This is a genomic window from Ancylobacter sp. IITR112 (assembly GCF_041415945.1).
Lineage (GTDB): Bacteria > Pseudomonadota > Alphaproteobacteria > Rhizobiales > Xanthobacteraceae > Ancylobacter.
The window spans coordinates 1,387,826-1,406,713 of the sequence record NZ_JBGCUS010000001.1 but is presented as its reverse complement, the minus strand read 5'-3'; the positions used below and the strand labels follow the sequence as shown (position 1 = coordinate 1,406,713).

Genomic DNA, 18,888 nt, shown 5'->3' with positions numbered 1-18,888 from the left:
CGCGGACGCCTCATTCCGCCGGCGTCCGGGCCAGGCCGGCAGATCCCGCCCGCGCCGGGGCCCGCCCCGGCCCCTTCGCCTCCGCGCCCGGCAGCGCGGCATGGGGCAGGCTGATGGTGGCGCGCAGGCCATGGCCGGTATTGGCGAGGATGATGTCGCCGCCATGATGGCGCACCATGTTGCGCGAGATGGACAGCCCGAGCCCGATGCCGCCGGTCTCGCGGTTGCGCGAATGCTCCATGCGGAAGAACGGCTCGAACACCTTTTCGGCGATGTCGGGCGGAATGCCCGGCCCGTCATCCTCGATCACGATCTCGATCGCCTGCGGCGTGGCGTTCAGGCGGACGCGGGCGCGCTCGCCATAGCGCACCGCGTTCTCCACGAGATTGCGCACCGCCCTTTTGAGCGCATCAGGCCGGCAGCGATAGCTGATCTTCGGCCCCTCGGCGCAGTCCACATCATGGCCGAGTTCCACCAGGTCGTCGCACAGGCTGCCCACCAGCGCGGTGAGGTCGACATTGCGCGTGACCTCCTCGGTCGCCTGCTCGCGCGAGAAGGCCAGCGTCGCCTCGGTCATGGCGCGCAGCTCGTCCAGCGTGTCGAGCATCTTCTCGCGCGTCTCGTCATCGGCGACGAATTCCGCCCGCAGCCGCAGCGAGGTGATCGGCGTGCGCAGGTCATGGCCGATCGCCGCCAGCAGGCGGGTGCGGTCCTCGACAAAGCGCTGCAGCCGCGACTGCATCAGGTTGAACGCCACCGCGGTGTGGCGCAGATCGTCCGGGCCCTTTTCCTCCAGCGGCGGCACGCTTTCGCCTCGGCCCAGCGCTTCCGCCGCCGCCGCCAGCCGCCGCATCGGCTTGGTCATGGTGCGGGCGATGAAGGCCGCGCAGAGCGAGAGCACGAGAGCCGTCACCGCCAGCGAGATGAGCGAGCGGGCGCTCCACATGCTGTTCGCCATCTTCTTCGAGAAGGCGCTGTTGAGCCAGGAGCCGTCTTTCAGTTGCACCGCGAGGCCCATGCCGCCGGCATCGCCCCAATACATGAACTTGGCCGCCCGCGAGAGCGGCCAGGCATGGGCGGGAAGCTCCAGCCAGGTGGTGTAGGGCGCGCCCGCCGCCGCCGGCGTGGCGGCGGTGCCGGCCGTGCTCACCGGCTGCGGCGCGAGCAGCGGCGCGGGCGGGGCCGCCGCCTGCCGCGCGCCAGCCTCCGCGCTCCCGGATTCCGTGCCGGCGAGATTGGCGAGCGTCGGCAGCGGCTCGGCGAGGCGCTGCTTGGCCTCGCGGCGCCAGCCATCGACATCGCCGGGAAAGCTCGGCGTCACCCAGAAGCGTGTATAGCTGGTGCCGCTGGCCTGCAGGATGTCCGCCTGCACCCCGGGCGGGGTGGTCTCCAGCACCTGCGCCACCGAGGCGCTGCGGCTGAGGAATTCGGCCTTGGCCGCGCGCAGCAGCACGCCGCCCATCTCGTCGGTGAACAGCAGGAAGCTGATGCCCTGCGAAATCGCGAGCGCCATCAGCACCACCGCGACGAAGCGGGCCGTGAGGCTGCGATTCCATATCCCGATCATTGGCCCTCGACCTCCGCCGAGAAGCTGTAGCCGCCGCCCCAATGCGTCTTGATCAGCACGGGCGATTTCGGATCGGTCTCGATCTTCTTGCGCAGCCGGCTCACCTGATTGTCGATGGCGCGGTCGAAGGGCTCGGCGCTGCGGCCGACGGTGAGATCGAGCAACTGGTCGCGGCTCAGAACCAGCCCGGCATGATCGAGAAACACGCTCAGCAGCCGGAACTCCGCCGTGCTCAGCGGCACGGTGAGGCCGTCCTGGTCGATCAGTTCGCGCCGGCCGACATTGAGCGCCCAGCGGTCGAAGCGCAGCTCTTTCGCCTTAAGCTGGCCGCGCTGCGGCGGCAGACTCTGCACCCGGCGCAGCACCGCCTTTATGCGGGCGAGCAGTTCGCGCGGGTTGAACGGCTTGGAGAGATAATCGTCGGCGCCGAGTTCGAGCCCGACGATGCGGTCGGTCTCCTCCGCCATGGCGGTCAGCATGATGATGGGCAGTTGCGTCGATTCACGCAGATAGCGGCAGAGCGACAGCCCGTCCTCGCCCGGCATCATGACATCGAGCACCACCAGATCGAAGGCGTTGCGCTCCATCAGCCGGCGGAACGCGGCCGCGTTTTCCGCCAGCGAGGTGCGGTAGCCGTGGCGGTGCAGATATTTGCCGACGAGATCGCGAATATCGCGATGATCGTCGACGATGGCGATGTGCGGTACGGCGTCCATAGGCATGCTCCACGCCTTTTACATACTGCCATCGTGCTTTCCGCGCTGGGAAAAATTGTAACAAAGCGTATAGCCGGGTTCCGGTTGCGACAGGCAGAGACAATCCGGCCGCTTGGCTGAAGAATATCTGCGACAACTTCCCCCTATCTTGGCTTCATCGGACGACGGCAACCCCGCGCCGCGCCGGACAGATGAGTAAAGCGAATTATTCGCGATCTTTAACGTCGTTCCAAAGCCTTCCGGCGGCGCCGGAAGCACGACAGCCAAACAGGAGAGACTATCATGACCGCTTTCAACTGGAAGATGCTCTGCACCGCGACCATCCTTTCCCTGTCGGCCGCCGGCCTGGTCAATACCGCTGTGGCGGATGGCCGCGACGCGCAGGAAAAGGCCGGCTATGACGCCGCCGTGCGCAGCGCCGGCGAGGCCCGTGCCAATGGCGGGTACGATGCCCGCATCGTCGAGGGCCGCAACGCCTATGTCGGCACCCCCTCGACGCAGAATGTCGAGCCCTACATCCAGCGTTCGATCGAGCAGAACGCCCGTTCAACCCGCTGACGAGCTTCCATCACCAGTTGCATGGGCGCGGACCGTCGGGTCCGCGCCCTTCCGCGCATGCGCACATCTGTCGCGCCCCGCCAACAGATGCGCACCCACCCCTTGCCGGCGAGTCCGGGCCTCCTACATCTGCCGCGCGGGCCGCAAATGGCCGCTTGGGGAATGAGTATGTCGTCGCGTCATCTTCGCCTTGATCCGGAAACCGTCCGCCTGCTCGACCGCTGTATCGCCCAGGCCCAGGACGCCGCCACACGGCTCAACCGCGACGGGGTCGACGAGGTCATGCGGATGCGCCTCGCCTCGGCCCTGATGGAGGCGATCGGCCTGGGCGAACGGGACGAGACGAAGCTCGTCGCCTTCGCGCTGCAGGTGCTGCCGGCCTATCGCGAGCGGCTGGCCAGAGACGGCGCGCCTCTCCCGGAAGTTGCGGCCGGTCATCGCGCCGGGCCCGCCGCGCCGCCCCTGCGCTAGCGACGGCGCGGAGCGCCGGCCCCTTGCGCGTCGCCGGGCCGGGGGGTGATACATGCCTCCCCCTCGGAAGCGGACACGCCTCATGGATATCAGCGAACTCTACGATTCGAGCGACGCCGTCGCCCTGGCCGAACATGTCGCCCGGCGCGACGTGACCCCCGGCGAATTGCTGGACGAGGCGCTGGCGCGCGTCGCCGCCCGCAATCCCCGGATCAACGCCGTGACGATGCTGCGCGAGGACGTGGCGCGCCGGCTGATCGAGGAGGGACTGCCGGAAGGGCCGCTGCGCGGCGTGCCATTCCTGCTCAAGGATCTCGGCGCCGAGGCGGTGGATTTCCCCTCCAATAATGGCTCGCGCCTCTTCGCCGATACGCGCTACGGCCAGGATTCGGCGATCTATGCCCGGCTGCGCGCCGCCGGCCTTGTCACCTTCGGCCGCACCACCTCGCCGGAAGGCGGTGTCGGCCCGACCACCGAGGCGGCGGTCTATGGCGGGCCGACGCGCAATCCGTGGAATCTCGACCATACGCCCGGCGGCTCCTCCGGCGGCGCGGCGGCGGCGGTGGCCGCGGGCATCCTGCCGGCGGCGCATGGGTCGGATGGCGGCGGCTCGGTGCGGATTCCCGCCTCCTCCTGCGGGCTGTTCGGCTTCAAGGCGACCCGCGCCCGTACCCCGGACGGACCCTATGTCGGCGAAGGCTGGGCCGGCATGGCGATCGACGGCTTCCTCACCCGTTCGGTGCGCGACACGGCGGCGCTGCTCGACATCACCCAGGGCCCGGACCTCGGCGCCCCCTATGTCGCCCCGCCGCTGGAAGCCTCCTTCACCACGGCGCTGGCGCGGCGCGACGGGCCGTTCACCATCGCCTTCACCCTCACTACCCTCACTGGCGCTCCCATCGCACCGGAATGCCGGGCGGCGGTGGAGGCGGCGGCGCGGCTGCTGGAGAGCCTCGGCCATCATCTGGTGGAGGCGCGCCCCGAGGCCGATACCGCCGGCATGATGGAGGCCTGGACCAAGATTGTCGGCTGCGGCACGGCGCTGACGGTGGAAAGCGCGGTTCGCCGGCGCGGCCGTCCGCTGGGCGACGACGAGATCGAAAGCGTCGCCCGTTCGGCGGTGGAGTATGCGCGCGGCATCAGCGGCGCCGATTATCTCAACGCGGTCAACAAGGTGCACGCTTATGGCCGGGAAATGGCCGCGTTCTTCCAGCGCGCCGACTTCCTGCTGACCGCCACCCTGGCCGAGCCGCCGGCCAAGCTCGGGCGCTTCGACCATGCCGGCCGCGACTATCTCGCCTACCGCATGGGGCCGGACGGGGTGTTCGCCTATTCGCCCTTCACCGCCGCCTTCAACGCTTCCGGCCAGCCCGCCGCCTCGCTGCCGCTGCACTGGACGGCGGACGGGCTGCCGGTCGGTATCCACCTCGCCGCTCCCTTCGGCCACGACGAAGCCCTCCTCGGCCTCTGCGCCCGCCTCGAGGAAGCCTCTCCCTGGGCCGGTCGCCGCCCGCCGATTGCCTGTTAACAGGACCGGCCAAAAATTTGATCACATTGCACCGGCCCCGCTTGCCGGATGCCGAACCCTCACTTAGGCTGGCGGCGAATGACACCTAGCTTGGTGTGTTCGCCGCCCTCCACGGGGCCTGTATCTAGCAACGGGTGAATAATGCCGGAGCCTGCCGCTGTACCGGACGCCCGCATCGCTGTCGAATGCACGGGTATCGTCAAGCAATTTGGCGAGGGTCCGCGCGCCCTTCGGGCACTCGACAATGTTTCGGTCGCTATTCGCGAAAATGAATTCTTTACATTGCTAGGGCCTTCCGGCTGCGGCAAGACGACCTTGCTGCGGATGATCGCCGGGTTCGAATACCCAACCGAAGGGTCGATCCGGCTGCATGGCGAGGACATTGCTGGCCTGCCGCCGTTCAAGCGGCCCATCAATACGGTGTTCCAGAGCTATGCGCTCTTCCCGCACCTCACCGTGTCGGAGAACGTGGCGTTCGGGCTGCAGATGCTTGGGCGGCCCAAGGCGGCGATAGAGGCGCGCGTGGCCGAGATGCTCAAGCTCGTCCATATGGAGGAGCTGGCGCGGCGCCGCACCGACCAGATTTCCGGCGGCCAGGCCCAGCGCGTCGCCCTCGCCCGTGCACTTGCCCCGGCTCCCAAGGTGCTGCTGCTGGACGAGCCGCTCTCCGCGCTCGACTACAAGCTGCGCAAGGAGATGCAGATCGAGCTCAAGCGCATGCAGAGCGAGACCGGCATCACCTTCATCTTCGTCACCCACGACCAGGAAGAAGCGCTCACCATGTCCGACCGCATCGCGGTCATGTCGAAGGGCCGGGTGCTGCAGATCGGCACGCCCTGGGACATTTACGACAAGCCGGCCGAGCGCTTCGTCGCCGACTTCATCGGCGAGACCAATTTCCTTCCCGCCGCCATGGTCGGTATCGAGGCCGGGCTGGCGCGGGTGCGGCTGCCCTCCGGCATCGAGATTTCCGCCAGCCTCGCCGAGGATTACCGGCCGGCCGGCGACGCCACCATCGTGGTGCGGCCGGAACATGCGCGCCTCGTCGCCAGCGGCGGGCACCTCGCCGGCGTGGTTGAGAATGTCGTCTATTTCGGCACGGACACGCATATTCATGTGAAGCTAGACCAGGGCCTCAGCTTCATGGTGCGCCAGCAGAATTCGCGCAGCCAGTCCTGCGGCGCCAGTGTCGGCGAACGGGTTGGCATCGACATCGCGCCGGACGCGGCGCAAGTGCTGCGGGACTGAGCCATGGCGAGCGCGGCCGAGATCGCCCGACGCGACGAACAGTCGAAAACCCGCACCCGCTGGCTGCTTTCGGCGCCGGCCCTGTTCATCGTGTTCATCGCCGCCATCGGCCCGCTCTTCGTCATGCTGGCCTATTCCTTCATGGCCAAGGGCGATTATGGCGATGTGAAGCCGGACCAGTTCTCGCTCGACGGCTGGTTCTCGGTGTTCCTTCAGCGCGATATTTTCGACGACACCATCACCCTCGCCGACGCACATCTGTCGATTCTGTGGCGTTCGGTGCGGCTGTCGATCATCACCACGCTGGCGACGCTGGCGCTCGGCTTTCCCACCGCCTATTTCATCGCCACGCGCCCGCGCCAGACCCGCGAGGTCTGGGTGTTCCTCATCACCATCCCGTTCTGGACCAATCTGCTGATCCGTACCTTCGCCATGCAGCAGGTGATCCGCAATGAGGGCGTGCTGAACACGCTGCTGATGTGGCTCGGCGTGATCAACGAGCCGATCCCGATCATGTACACGGACTGGGCCATCCTGTTCGGCATGGTCTATGTCTACCTGCCGCTGATGGTGCTGCCGCTCTATGCCAGTATGGAAAAGCTCGATTTTCGCCTGGTCGAGGCCGGCTACGACCTCTATGCCGGCCGGCTCGCCGTGCTCCGGCGCATCATCCTGCCGCTGGTGAAGCCCGGCATCGTCGCCGGCTCCATCCTCGTCTTCATCCCCTCGCTCGGCGCCTATGTCATTCCGCGTGTGCTCGGCGGCGGCAAGAATCTGATGCTCGCCAATCTTATCGAGCTGCAGTTCGGCGCCGGTCGCAACTGGCCGCTCGGCGCGGCCCTGTCGATCGCGCTGATGCTGCTGGTTCTGGTCGCCATGCTGGTTTATGTGCGCAACGCGACACGCTCGGGATCCGGCCATGGCTAGGGCACGCTTCGACATACGTTCGCAGCCGGGCTTCGGCATCGTCGCGCTGTTCACCTTCGCCCTGCTCTACCTGCCGATCGTCACGCTGGTGGCCTACGCCTTCAACGCCAGCGACTCGCTGTCGGACTGGGGCGGATTCTCGCTGCGCTGGTTCTACGAGGCGGCGGAGAACAGGTCTGTGCAGGATGCGGCCTGGCGCTCGCTCATCATCGCCCTGAGCGCGGCGAGCATGGCGACCATAGCCGCCACCATGGCCGCCATCGCCACCACGCGCACCGCGCCCTATCGCGGCCTGTCGTTCAAATACGCCTTCATCAACCTGCCGCTGATGGTGCCGGAAATCGTCACCGCGGTGGCGCTGCTCATCGTCTTCGCCAAGGTCAAGGTGTGGACCGGCTATAACGGGCTTGGCTATCTCATCCTGGCCCACACCGCCTTCTGCATCCCCTTCGCCTATCTGCCCATCCGGGCGCGGCTGGAAGGGATGGACGAATCGCTGGAGCGCGCGGCGGCGGATCTCTACGCCCCGCCCTGGCAGGTGTTCCGGCGGGTGACGCTGCCGCTGCTGCGGCCCGGCATCATCGCCGGCTTCATGCTGGCTTTCGTCATCTCGCTGGACGATGTGGTGATCTCCGAATTCGTCAAGTCAGGCGGACAGGACACGCTGCCGACCTACATGCTGGGCCAGTTGCGCCGCGCCGTGACGCCGGAGATCAACGCCATCGCCGCCGCCTTCCTGGTGCTGTCGGTTGCTCTGGTAACCGTGTTCTTCTTTATCAACCGCAAGAAGTCCTAACCCGACACGCCTGAACCAAACGGACCGGACGGAGTGGAACCATGACACTGAAATCGACGACGCTGGCGGCGGCGCTCGCCCTTCTCGTCAGCGCGGGCGCGGCCTGCGCCGAAGGGCAGCTCAACATTTATAACTGGGGCGACTATACCAGCCCCGAACTGATCAAGAAGTTCGAGGAGACCCATAAGGTCAAGGTGACCGTCACCGACTACGATTCCAATGACACCGCGCTGGCCAAGATCCGCGCGGGCGGCCATGGCTTCGACATCGTGGTGCCCTCCGCCAATTACATGCCGATCTGGATCAAGGAAGGGCTGCTGCTGGAAGCCCGCCCCGACCAGATGCCGAATTTCAAGAATGTCGATGAGCGCTGGGTGAATGTGCCGTGGGATCCGGGCCGGCACTATTCGGTGCCGTGGCAGTGGGGCCTCAGCGGCATCGGCGTCAACACCAAGGTCTATGGCGGCGACATCAACACCTCGGCGATCTTCCTCGATCCGCCGAAGGAACTGGTCGGCAAGATCAATGTCGAGCCGGAAATGAATGACGTGCTCTACGCTACCATCAAATATCTCGGAGGCGACTGGTGCACCACCGACAAGGCGCTGCTGAAGCAGGTGCGCGACAAGCTGCTGGAAGCCAAGCCGAAATGGCTGGCGATGGACTATTCCGTCACCGAGAAGCTGCCCTCGGGCGATTATGCCGGCGTCTACTACTGGAACGGCGCCATCCTGCGCGCGCGGCTGAAGAACCCGGATGTCGCCTTCGGCTATCCCAAGGAAGGCTATCCGCTGTTCATGGACAGCGTGGCGATCCTCAAGGACGCCAAGAATCCCGAGAACGCCAAGGCGTTCATGAACTTCATCATGGAGCCGGAAAACGCCGCGATGATCTCGGCCTTCGCCAAATACGCGAACGGCATCAAGGGTTCGGAAGCCTTCTTCCCCGCCGACATGAAGGGTGCACCGGAACTCAACGTGCCGCCGCAGTTCGAGAAGGCCGGCCAGTTCCTGGAAACCTGCTCGCCGGAGGTCTCCCAGCTCTATGCCCGCATCTGGACCGACATCAACAAGTAAGACCGGCGGTCACCAAACGAGGGGGAGGGCCAGCCGGCCCTCCCCTTTTCGAGCGGGCGTCAACGACAGCGTTTTCGAACGAAACAGACACCAGTTCGCGTGAAGACAACGCGATGAAACAAAGAATTAGATCATGTCATTGTTTACGTGAAACAGTGCCATGATGTAGAGCACGAAATGCTCTAACTCTGTGATTATACGCAATTCCTGCCGCAAAACCGCTACGCACTTTTGCGGAAATGGCTCTAGCCTGCAGTGCGGGCGAGAAAATCCAGCAGCGGCGGGTAATAGCCGGCCGGATTCTCGTAGAACGGCATGTGGCTCGCATTGGCGACCACGTTGATGCCGGCATCGGGCAGCGCGTGTTTCATCCGCATCGCGCAGGCCGGGGTGAGTTCGTCGCGCTCGCCCACCACGATGAAGCTGGGAACGGTGATGCGCGGCAGGTCCGGAATGCGGTTCCAGTCCTTGAGATTGCCGATATAGAGAAACTCATTAGGCCCCTGCATGGTCATGTAGGGGCCCATGTTCCAGTCGCCGAGCGAGCGCAGCACCGGCGCCGGCCATTCCGGCAGGCGGCAGACATGGCGGTAGTTCAGCAGGGTGATCGCCGCCTGATATTCAGGGTGATCGAACGTGCCGGCGGCCTCGTGCTTCTGCATCATCGCCACCGTTTCCGGCCCCAGCGCGGCGCGCAGCTTTTCCAGCTCGCTCGCCAGATGCGGCATGTCGGCGACCGTGTCGGCGAGAATGAGGCTCTTCAACGCCTCGGGATAGGTCAGCGCATAGTCGATGGCGAGCCAGCCGCCCCAGCTATGGCCGAGCAGATGCACCTTGCCGAGCCCCAGCGCGGTGCGCACCGCCTCGGTTTCCTCGACATAGCGCGCGATGGTCCACAATGCCGGATCGGTCGGCCGGTCCGAGGCGCCAGTGCCCAGTTGGTCGAAGGCGACCACGCGGTAGCCATGGTCGATCAGGCAGGAATGCGCCTCGCGCAGATAGTCGCAGGGCAGGCCCGGCCCGCCATTGAGCAGGAACACCGTCTCCTCGCCCTCGCCGAAGAGATAGGCGACGACACGGTGCGTGCCGACCTGTATGTCCCGCCGCTCCCGCGGCTCGATCTCCCGCCACATATGCTCCATCCCTCCTCTGCACCGGTCACGCCATGCCCCCGCCGGGCCCGCCGGCACGGCTCCTCAGGGCATCTCGCCGCGCGCGAGGCGGCCATTGATGGCGGCCAGCACCGGCAGCAGGTCGGCGACGCCGTCGATCACATAATGCGCCCCGGCGGCGGTGAGTTTGTCGGCCGCGGCCGCGCGCCGCGCCGCGAATTCGGCCGGCGACAGCGCCTCGGTATCGGCTTTGGACAGGCCGAACACATTGCCGGTCACAGCGACGCCCACCGTCCAGGCGCCGCCATTCAGCCCCTCCGCGATACCGACCTCGGTGTCGTCGACCTTGACCACGGCGGAGGGCGGGTAGACCTGCAGCTCGGTGAGCACCTTCCAAATCAGGAAGGGTGTCGGCCGCCCGTCCGGCACATCCCCGGTGCAGGCCATGGCGTCAGCGACGAAGCCCTGCGCGGCGGCAATCGGCGTGATCCGGGCCATAATCTCGCGGGTGTAGCCGGTGGTGCTGCCGATCTTCAGCCCCTGCGCCCGCAGCGCCGCCGCCGTCTCGGCCGCACCGGGGATGAGGTCGGCATAGTCCGCCGCGACCGCGATATTCTTCGGCACGAACACCTCATAGACCGCGTCGATATCCCCCTCGCCCGGCGCATGGCCATGCACGCGCTCCCATTCGGCGGCGATGCGCGGCATGGCCAGCAGCGCGGCGACATGCGGGCGCTTGGCCATGCCCATCGGCACCCGCGCCTCGTCGATGCTGATCGCGACATCGAAAGCGGCGAAGGCGTCGACAAAGGCGCCCATCGGCGCCAGTGAGCCGAAGTCGACAACGGTGCCGGCCCAGTCGAAGACGACGGCCTTGAGGCGGGAAAGTGACATGGCGTTGATCCAGTTGGAGGCATCCGGCGCCGCCTACAGGTCGGACGGTGCGCGCGTAACGCTATCCCGCCGTTTCATGTCGCGCGCAAGACCGTGCCGCCGGCACCCTGGGCGGCACCAACGCACGTCTGGATCATCTCACCGCTTCCGCGAAACGGTGAAGAGAGCGCTCCAATTTTTTCATCGCGTTTTCTCCACGCGAACCGCTATCCACTCAGAGCAATTCCCGCAAAAGTGCATGGCGGTTTTGCGATAGGAATTGCGTATGATCAGAGGGCTAGAGCAATTCCGGTGAATGTGAATTCACCGGAAATGCTCTAGCTCCAAAGCGCTCTACCGGGGTTTGCGCAGCAGCGGACAACCATATTCAGCCCCGCCCCGCCCGCCATGGTCGCGCGAACAGCGCATCGGGTTGTAGGTCGCCTTCGGGCAGGAACTCACCATGCGCACCAGTTCGACCGGCGATTGCACGCCCATCTTGTGCAGCAGGTTGATGCGATGCCCCTCGACGGCCTTGACACTGAGGCTCAGCGCATGCGCCGCCACCTTGTTGGGCTGGCCGCGCAGCATGCATTGCAGCACCGAATATTCGCGCTCCGTCAGCGTCGCCAGCTTGGCGCGGATGTTGTCGCAGATCAGTTCGCAGGAATAGTTCTGCGAGTCCCAGCGTATCCAGTGCTGCACCAGTTGAAGCAGGACCGTGTCGTTGACCGGCTTCTCCAGGAAGTCGCGCGCGCCCGCATGCAGCGCCCTCACCGCCATCACCACATCCGCATGGCCGCTGATCATCACCACCGGCATGGTCCAGCCGATCCGCCCGACCTGTTCCAGCACGTCGATGCCGTTGATGCCGGGCAGCCGCACATCGAGCAGCAGGCAGGAAGGCCGGCTGACATGGGCGAGTTCCAGAAAGGGCTGGGGATGCTGAAACAGCTCGGTTCGCAGGCCGACGGACCGGAAAAGCGCCGCGAGAGAAGCATTGAGACCGGGATCGTCGTCGACGATGTAAACCGCCGCCTCACGCATCGGTCATCTCGTCGTCGCCACGGCACGGCAGGCGAATGGTGAAGCGGCTGCCCTCCCCGGCCTCCGCTGCCGCCTCGATGCTACCGCCGAGGCGCTGGGCCAGCGTGCGGGCGATGGACAGGCCCAGGCCGGAACCATTGACCTTGGTGGTGATGAAGGGCTCGAATATCCGCTCCCCGAGTTCCGCCGGCAGGCCGATGCCGGTGTCGCGCACATCGACCCGGACCTTTGTGGTGCCCTCGCGCAGCGTGCGTATGTCGAGCCGGCGCCGGCCGAGGGGCTGGCTCCCCATCGCCTGTATGGCGTTGGTGACCAGATTGAGGATGATCTGCTGAAGAATGATCTGGTCGCCTCGCACCGCTGGCAGTTCCGTTGCCAGATGCAGCCTGAAGTCGATGCACTGTTCGCGCATCGCCGGCTCGGCGAAACCGAGCACTACTTTCACCGCCGCATTGACACAGGCATCGCTGGAGGGTTGCGGCGCGCCCTTGAGGAAGGAGCGCAGGCTCTTGACCACGTCGCCCGCGCGGGCCGCCTCGGCGCCGATGTTGATCAGCACCTCGTCCAGTTCGCCGGCCCGCACCGACCGGCCGTTCAGGGAACGGCGGGCAGCCCCGGCGAAATTGACGATGGCGCCCAGCGGCTGGTTGATCTCATGTGCCAGCGCCATCGCCATCTCGCCGAGCGCGGCCTGGCGATCGGCACGCAACAGCTCTTCCACCAGAACCTCGGTCGCGCGCTGGGAGCTCCGCCACGAGGTCTCGTCGATGAAGGCCAGCGCCCGCAGTGCGCCTTGACCCTCGCCCTCAATGGCGAAGCGCCGGACGCGGAGGTCCTGCGGCGGCCGGCCGGGCGCGCCTCGCACGAGATCGACATCGTCGGCTTGGCCGGGTGCCTCCGCCAGCAGCGCCGCAATGTCGACGGGCGCAAAGGAGAGGCGGGCCAGCACAGCCTGCGCCGAGCGCCCGACCACCTGGGCGCGGGCCAGCCCGAACAGCCGGCAAAAAGCGATGTTGGCCGACCGTATGGCGCCGCGCCGGAAACTGATCACCGCTTCCGGGAAATTGGCCAGCACCGCGTCGACCGCACTATCCTGCGTCAGCCTTCTCGCCCGCAATCGCCCATGGCATTTCGCCGGAGAAGAGGCTGAGTCCACTTCTCCGCTGCGTAGTACATAAGCTTTCATTTCAATTTTCCCAATAAACTCTCGCCCCCGAGACCGTTTATCGCTAGACGTTTGGGTAATTAAGATGACCGATCAGCCAATTCGGTACAACTGCATTCGAATTTATGCAAATGATTCTTTAGCGCATGCGACATGATGGCAGGGCGAATACCGTGAAATGAGGGAAAGTCGGGTCACATCGCGAGTGGCGGGGGCAGTTTAACCACCCTCCGTCGGTGTGGAATACGGCTGCGAGGCCGCAGAGTACTACCTAATGATACCACCTCCTGTTGCAGGCGAAAGCGGTTCTTGGTCGGTTGCACATGGCGTTCCCCCACTGCCGGCAAGGTTTTCCCTAAGCAGGTAGGGGATCACCCTCAGCGGTATTCTGCTCTCCCGCCGAAACGGCCGGGTTTGCCGCATGAGACAGCGGGATCAGGCGCCTTTCGTTCCGGGGGGTGTCCATCGCAGTGTGGCGCCGCTCGAAGGCTCCGTTGGAAGCTCTGCGGAGCTCGTTCGGACATTCGGGGAATATCCAGCTTTCATTCTGAGGAGGTTCAAATGGCCGTAGAGAAGATCAACGCCTCGAGCAGCCTGGCCGAAGTCGTGGATCGCATCCTCGACAAGGGCGTGGTGGTCGATGCCTGGGTGCGCGTTTCGCTGGTCGGTATCGAACTGCTGGCCGTCGAGGCCCGCGTCGTCGTCGCCGGCGTCGACACCTACCTGAAGTACGCCGAGGCCGTCGGGCTCACCGCGAGCGCCCAGGCGGCGTGAGGCGCGGCCGGGCGGACGCCTTCGCCCCGCTCGGCACCGCCTCCCGGACTGGACCTGCCTGCCGACGGGGCTCGTCGCCGGCAGGATCCGCAAGCCGGGCACCGATCAGCTTGCCCGCCGGGCTGATCGGTGACTTCGGCACTCTCCGCCGGCCGACATGGCCGCAGCGCCGTTCGCTGCCCGGCGGCGATGACAGCAACCGTCAACGAGGGCAAGGAGCATCCGAGCATGTCTTTGGCTGGCCAGATTTCAGATACCGTCGCGACCCTTGCCGCCACGCGCGACGCGCGCCACGGGGCGCTCGGTCGCATTCGCAAGGATACCGCCCGCCACCTCAGCGAGGCCCAGGCCGCGCGGCGGCGGATGGCCTCGGAACAGCAGCAGCGCCTCGACGAGGCCCTGCGCAGCATCAAGCTGGGCACCGCCATTCTGCTCGGCGAGGCGGATGAGCGGATTGACCGCTACCGCAAGGCCCGCGCCCAGGAAGCCGCGCGGCTCGACCGCGCCCTCGCCGATGGCTTCGCCGCGCTGCGTGGCACCACGCGCAAATGGCTCGGCACCCAGTCCGCGCTGCGCGGCGCGGAGGCTGCCAAGGCGCTGCGCCAGCGCCAGCAGGACCGTGCCGCCCTCGGCCGCGAGGTGCAGGAACTGACGGCGGACAATCTCGCCTTCCTGGCGGCGCTCACCAAGGACCGCCAGCAGGCCGCCAGCCTGTGGCTCGGGCGCGCCTCGTCGGTCGTCGCCGCGAGCACCCCTGTTAAGGCCGAGCCTCCCAAGGTCGAGCCGGCAAAGGCCGAAACTGAGAAGACCGCGGCCCCGACGGAAGTCGTGGCGGCCGTCGAGGAGCCGGCCAAGCCCGTACCGGCAGCCGCCGTCCCCGCCGAACCGGCCAAGGCTGAGATCGCCAAGAGCGAAACCGCCAAGGCCGAGCCGGTCAAGGTCGAAACCGCCAAGGTTGAACCCGCCAAGGTCGAACCCGCCAAGGTCGATGTCGCGAAGGCTGACACCGGCAAGTCGGGCGGTTCCAAGCCGGCGGGCGACAAGGGCCCCTCCGCCAAGTCCATGTGACCGGCCCGGGGCGATCAAGAGCGAGCGCCGGCGTCGTCACCACGCCGGCGCCGGGTCACTGGCGGCAATGGCGCGTTCGGCAAGGACAAGGAGTTTCGGCATGGTTGAGGCCACATCGAAGGAGCCGATTTCGGTTCTTCCCGGGTTTGGGGCGGGAGAAGGTTCGGGCCAGCCAAAGGCCGGCGGACGCTCCGCCCCATCCGCGCTGACTCCACGGCCGCGCAGCGGGTTCGTCGAGACCGAACAGGTGCGTGACCTCACCCGGCGCGGGCTTGCCTTCCTCAATGCCGGCTACCCCCTGCATTTCCGCGGGCCTGCGGGCACCGGCAAGACCACATTGGCGCTTCATGTGGCGGCGCAGATGGGCCGGCCGGTCATCATCATCACCGGCGACAACGAACTCGGCACCGCCGATCTCGTCGGCTCGCAGCGCGGCTATCATTACCGCAAGGTGGTGGACCAGTTCATTCACAACGTCACCAAGCTGGAAGAGACGGCCAACCAGCACTGGACCGACCACCGGCTGACCACCGCCTGCCGCGAGGGCTTCACGCTGGTCTATGACGAGTTCACCCGCTCGCGGCCCGAGACCCACAACGTGCTGCTCGGCGTGTTCGAGGAACGGATGCTGTTCCTCCCCGCCCAGGCGCGCGAGGAATGCTACATCAAGGTTCACCCCGAGTTCCGGGCGATCTTCACCAGCAACCCGCAGGAATATGCCGGCGTGCATGCGAGCCAGGACGCGCTCGCCGACCGCCTCGCCACCATCGACGTGGACTATCCCGACCGGGCGATGGAACTGGCGGTCGCCGCCGCCCGCACCGGACTGCCCGAGAAGAGCGCCGCCCGGATCATTGATCTGGTACGGGCGTTCCGGGCTTCCGGCGACTACCAGCAGACGCCGACCTTGCGCGCCAGCCTGATGATCGCCCGGGTGGCGGCGCAGGAGGGCTTTGAGGTGTCGGTCGACGATCCCCGCTTCGTTCAGCTCTGCTCCGACGCGCTGGAATCGCGCATCTTCTCCGGCCAGCGCGCCGAGACGGAGGCGCGCGACCAGCGGCGCGCCGCGCTCTACGCGCTGATCCAGACGCATTGCCCCTCCCTGGCCCGCCCGGGCCGCGCCGGCGCCAAGCCCGCAGCGCAGGGGACGCCGGCATGAACAGCGACAAGAAAACCGCCCGCACACGCGGCCTGCGCGACGTGGCGACGGTGCAGACCCGGCTGACCCGCTCCGCCCCGGCCAACCGGACGCAGGCGGTCAGCCGATTCGCGCGGCTGGAGAACGAACGCACCCGCCTGCTGCGCGAGTTGGAAGCGTGGAGCGCCCGGCAGGCCGAGGCCGAGCGGATGCTGGCGAAGGTGGATGAGGAACTCGCCTCGATGCGGGTGCTTCTCCTCGACGCTCCGCCCTCCCCGCAGCCCCAGACGCCGGCACCGCGCCGGTCCCGGCAAAGACAGAAGCCCGCCGCCGCCCCGGCGGCGCCGTCGCATGCGCTCATCGAATACTAGGTCTCAGGCCCAGCAGAGGGACGCCACCATGACCGGCCAGGACGACAGCAGGGACGGCAGCAAGGACGAGGGGGGCCAGGACGCCGGCGGCAAGGATGGGGCCGCGCACCGTAAGCCGGGCGCCCGGCCGGAAGGCGCGCCGCGTTCCGAGGCGATGGCCGATCTCGGCGCTGCCTTTCGCGGCCTTGGCGGGCTGGTCGAAATGCTCGGCTCGCTGGTGGAGAAGGCCGAAGAGGTTCAGCGCGAAGGCGAGTTCAGGGTCAAGGGCCTCGGCGATCAGGCCCGTGGCGTCTATGGCTTCAGCCTGCGCACCGGGATTGGCGGCGTTCCGCAGGTGCGGCGCTTCGGCAATCTCAACCCGACCGCCAAGGGTCCGGTGGTCGAGGATGTGCGCGAGCCGCTGGTCGATGTGTTTGACGAGGACGAGCAGGTGATCGTCACCGCCGAAATACCGGGCGTGGCGGAAAGCGAAATCTCGCTGTCGCTGGACGGCGACCGGCTCGCTCTGGCGACGACCGGCCGGCATCTCTACGCCAAGACGGTGACGCTGCCCGCCCCCGTCGACCCGGCCTCGCTGGAGCGCAGCCACCGCAACGGCATCCTCCAGGTCAAGCTGCGGAAGGTCTGAGCCGATGAGCGGTGTCGCGGAGGGCATCGGCACGTTCCATGTCGGGAGCACCCGCATCCGGGTCGTCACCGACTGCGCGGTCGACATATCGACCGTGGTGCAGGCGGAGGAACGTGTCGTGCGCCGTCTTGCGGAGCAGGGCGTGTGGCCGCACGGGACGGTGACGCTGTTCGTGCTCGACGATCTGGCGCCGCTGGTCGGGCAGTTGGCGCGCACGCAGCGTCTGCTGGCCGACGATCTGATGCGGCTGCCGCAGCGGCCGATGGTCAATCTCTACGATCCGCGTCACGCCGATGAGTGCTTCGTCTTCGTCAACCGGCCGATCATGGTGGCGGAAGGCTTCTGGGACGATGGCCTCGCCGCCGAGGCGCTGCTGGCGCATGAGCATGCCCATCCGCTGTCGGAGGCCCCGGCGACGACGGCGGCGCGCGTGCTGACGGTGGAAGCCGACGGGCCGGCGGCGCTGGCCCCGCTGGCGGCGGAACTCGGCCGCACGCTGTCGACCGGCGCGGTGACGGAACTGCTCGCCAACGGCTTCTGCATCGCCCATGGCTTCGCCGATGCGCTGCGCCACCTCGACCGCATCACCCTGGCGCGGGCGGTGAACAACCTGCCGCAGCGTGCCGAGCTGGAACGGCGGGCGGACGCCGCGCTGGCCGCGGGGACGCTGCCGAAGGACCAGCTCCGCCCGCTGCTGCGCCTCGCCGACGCGCAGATCGCGCTCCCCTTCGCTCTGGAGGTGGCGCCCTTCGTCCAGGCCGGCCGGTCGACGGAGGCGGCCGAACTGGATGGGCTGCTGGTCGACGGGCTGATGGCGCGCATGGCGGGCGAAATCACCGGCATTTACCGCGATCTGCACGCCTGTTTTCTCCACCTGCGGCCGGAATGGAGCGGCGAGGCCATTGCAGCCTGGTGCACCCGCATCCTGCGGCGCCTGTCCGACTTCCTTTCCGCCGGCGGCACGCCGCTGAGCCTGCGGCTGGCCGCTGTGCCGCTCAACGCTGAAAGCCCGCCATGAGCGCCACTCTCTCCGCCCCCGGCACCGCCCAATCCGCCGACGCAGCGACCGGCGACGGCAAATATCTCTATGGCATCATCGAGGCGCCGGCACCGGACAGCTTCGATGTCCCGGCGATCGGCGGGCGCGGTGACGAGGTGCACACGATCACCCTCGGCCGGCTGGCGGCGGTGGTGAGCAACTCACCGCGCATCGAATATGACAATAGCCGGCGCAACATGCTCGCCCATACACGGGTGCTGGAAACAGTGATGGCGCGGCATACGCTGCTTCCCGTCTGCTTCGGCACGGTGGGCTCGGATGCGGAGACGATCGTCGAGAAGATCCTGCGGGCGCGCCGGGACGAGCTCGCCGGCCTGCTCGGCCAGATGCACGGGCGGATGGAGCTCGGGCTGAAAGTATCGTGGCGCGAGGAGACGATCTTCGACGAGGTGCTGGCGGAAAATCCCGCCATTCGCCGGCTGCGCGATTCGCTGGTCGGCCGCTCGCCGGAACAGAGCCATTACGAGCGTGTCCAGCTCGGCGAACTGATCGGCCAGGCGCTGCAGCGCAAGCGGCAGGAGGACGAGGAGCGCATTCTGGAGCGGGTGCGCCCCTTCGTGCACAAGACGCGCCTCAACAAGGTGATCGGCGACCGGATGATCGTCAACGCCGCCTTTCTGGTCGACGAGGCGGTCGAAGCCCGGCTCGATGCCGCCATCCGCGCCATGGATGAGGAGTGGGGCCACCGGCTCACCTTCAAATATGTCGGCCCGGTACCGCCCTACAATTTCGTGACCATCACCATTCACTGGTAGGGGCAATCAC

20 protein-coding genes are annotated in these 18,888 nt (G+C 67.0%); 14 read left to right on the top strand and 6 right to left on the bottom strand.

Features of this window, described 5'->3' with window-relative positions; translation table 11 throughout:
* Positions 1 to 10: 10 nt before the first annotated feature.
* Together AAC979_RS06510 and AAC979_RS06505 are read right to left on the bottom strand one after the other, a co-directional pair.
* Positions 11 to 1,567, bottom strand: a complete 1,557-nt coding sequence (locus AAC979_RS06510; protein WP_371346008.1) for a sensor histidine kinase — start codon at positions 1,565 to 1,567, stop codon at positions 11 to 13.
* Entirely contained in the window at positions 1,564 to 2,283 is a 720-nt protein-coding gene (locus AAC979_RS06505) for a response regulator (protein ID WP_371346007.1), read from the bottom strand. The genes AAC979_RS06510 and AAC979_RS06505 overlap by 4 nt, the downstream gene beginning before the upstream one ends.
* Positions 2,284 to 2,565: 282 nt before the next feature.
* Between AAC979_RS06505 and AAC979_RS06500 the strand changes: the two genes are divergently transcribed.
* From AAC979_RS06500 to AAC979_RS06470, 7 genes are all read left to right on the top strand, one after another.
* Positions 2,566 to 2,841, top strand: coding sequence for a hypothetical protein (locus AAC979_RS06500; protein ID WP_371346006.1), 276 nt, complete (start codon positions 2,566 to 2,568; stop codon positions 2,839 to 2,841).
* Between the two features lie 168 nt (positions 2,842 to 3,009).
* Positions 3,010 to 3,312 carry a hypothetical protein gene (locus AAC979_RS06495; RefSeq protein ID WP_371346005.1) on the top strand — a complete coding sequence of 101 codons (303 nt, stop codon included), beginning with the start codon at positions 3,010 to 3,012 and terminating at the stop codon, positions 3,310 to 3,312.
* Positions 3,313 to 3,394: 82 nt separating this feature from the next.
* Complete coding sequence (locus AAC979_RS06490; RefSeq protein WP_371346004.1) at positions 3,395 to 4,840, top strand: amidase; 1,446 nt, start codon at positions 3,395 to 3,397, stop codon at positions 4,838 to 4,840.
* A 141-nt stretch (positions 4,841 to 4,981) separates the two neighbouring features.
* Positions 4,982 to 6,088 (top strand): ABC transporter ATP-binding protein, encoded by a 1,107-nt coding sequence (locus AAC979_RS06485; RefSeq protein WP_371346003.1) that lies wholly within the window; start codon positions 4,982 to 4,984, stop codon positions 6,086 to 6,088.
* Positions 6,089 to 6,091: 3 nt separating this feature from the next.
* The gene (locus tag AAC979_RS06480; RefSeq protein WP_371346002.1) at positions 6,092 to 7,015 is read left to right on the top strand and encodes an ABC transporter permease; all 924 of its coding nucleotides are present in this window, start codon (positions 6,092 to 6,094) and stop codon (positions 7,013 to 7,015) included.
* Positions 7,008 to 7,811 (top strand): ABC transporter permease, encoded by an 804-nt coding sequence (locus AAC979_RS06475; RefSeq protein WP_371346001.1) that lies wholly within the window; start codon positions 7,008 to 7,010, stop codon positions 7,809 to 7,811. Before AAC979_RS06480 ends, AAC979_RS06475 begins: the two co-directional genes overlap by 8 nt.
* Positions 7,812 to 7,852: 41 nt before the next feature.
* On the top strand, positions 7,853 to 8,887 hold the full coding sequence (locus tag AAC979_RS06470; protein WP_371346000.1) for an extracellular solute-binding protein: 1,035 nt from the start codon (positions 7,853 to 7,855) through the stop codon (positions 8,885 to 8,887).
* 245 nt (positions 8,888 to 9,132) lie between these two features.
* Here the strand turns inward: AAC979_RS06470 and AAC979_RS06465 are convergent, their stop codons facing one another.
* The 4 genes from AAC979_RS06465 to AAC979_RS06450 all read right to left on the bottom strand — a co-directional run bounded on the left by AAC979_RS06465 (position 9,133) and on the right by AAC979_RS06450 (position 13,105).
* Positions 9,133 to 10,020 carry a proline iminopeptidase-family hydrolase gene (locus tag AAC979_RS06465; RefSeq protein WP_371345999.1) on the bottom strand — a complete coding sequence of 296 codons (888 nt, stop codon included), beginning with the start codon at positions 10,018 to 10,020 and terminating at the stop codon, positions 9,133 to 9,135.
* A gap of 63 nt (positions 10,021 to 10,083) precedes the next feature.
* A complete protein-coding gene (phnX, locus tag AAC979_RS06460; protein WP_371345998.1) occupies positions 10,084 to 10,893 on the bottom strand; it encodes a phosphonoacetaldehyde hydrolase in 810 nt (269 codons plus the stop codon).
* A gap of 333 nt (positions 10,894 to 11,226) precedes the next feature.
* Complete coding sequence (locus AAC979_RS06455) at positions 11,227 to 11,919, bottom strand: response regulator transcription factor (RefSeq protein WP_371345997.1); 693 nt, start codon at positions 11,917 to 11,919, stop codon at positions 11,227 to 11,229.
* On the bottom strand, positions 11,912 to 13,105 hold the full coding sequence (locus AAC979_RS06450) for a sensor histidine kinase (protein ID WP_371345996.1): 1,194 nt from the start codon (positions 13,103 to 13,105) through the stop codon (positions 11,912 to 11,914). Before AAC979_RS06450 ends, AAC979_RS06455 begins: the two co-directional genes overlap by 8 nt.
* A gap of 540 nt (positions 13,106 to 13,645) precedes the next feature.
* Between AAC979_RS06450 and gvpA the strand changes: the two genes are divergently transcribed.
* From gvpA to AAC979_RS06415, 7 genes are all read left to right on the top strand, one after another.
* Positions 13,646 to 13,858, top strand: a complete 213-nt coding sequence (gene gvpA, locus AAC979_RS06445) for a gas vesicle structural protein GvpA (protein ID WP_018390783.1) — start codon at positions 13,646 to 13,648, stop codon at positions 13,856 to 13,858.
* 228 nt (positions 13,859 to 14,086) lie between these two features.
* Complete coding sequence (locus AAC979_RS06440; protein ID WP_371345995.1) at positions 14,087 to 14,926, top strand: hypothetical protein; 840 nt, start codon at positions 14,087 to 14,089, stop codon at positions 14,924 to 14,926.
* Between the two features lie 100 nt (positions 14,927 to 15,026).
* Positions 15,027 to 16,085, top strand: coding sequence for a gas vesicle protein GvpN (gvpN, locus tag AAC979_RS06435; protein ID WP_371345994.1), 1,059 nt, complete (start codon positions 15,027 to 15,029; stop codon positions 16,083 to 16,085).
* Positions 16,082 to 16,435 (top strand): hypothetical protein, encoded by a 354-nt coding sequence (locus AAC979_RS06430; protein ID WP_371345993.1) that lies wholly within the window; start codon positions 16,082 to 16,084, stop codon positions 16,433 to 16,435. The genes gvpN and AAC979_RS06430 overlap by 4 nt, the downstream gene beginning before the upstream one ends.
* Positions 16,436 to 16,463: 28 nt before the next feature.
* Entirely contained in the window at positions 16,464 to 17,063 is a 600-nt protein-coding gene (locus tag AAC979_RS06425; RefSeq protein ID WP_371345992.1) for an Hsp20/alpha crystallin family protein, read from the top strand.
* 4 nt (positions 17,064 to 17,067) lie between these two features.
* Entirely contained in the window at positions 17,068 to 18,081 is a 1,014-nt protein-coding gene (locus tag AAC979_RS06420; RefSeq protein ID WP_371345991.1) for a hypothetical protein, read from the top strand.
* Positions 18,078 to 18,878 (top strand): GvpL/GvpF family gas vesicle protein, encoded by an 801-nt coding sequence (locus tag AAC979_RS06415; protein ID WP_371345990.1) that lies wholly within the window; start codon positions 18,078 to 18,080, stop codon positions 18,876 to 18,878. Before AAC979_RS06420 ends, AAC979_RS06415 begins: the two co-directional genes overlap by 4 nt.
* Positions 18,879 to 18,888: the final 10 nt, after the last annotated feature.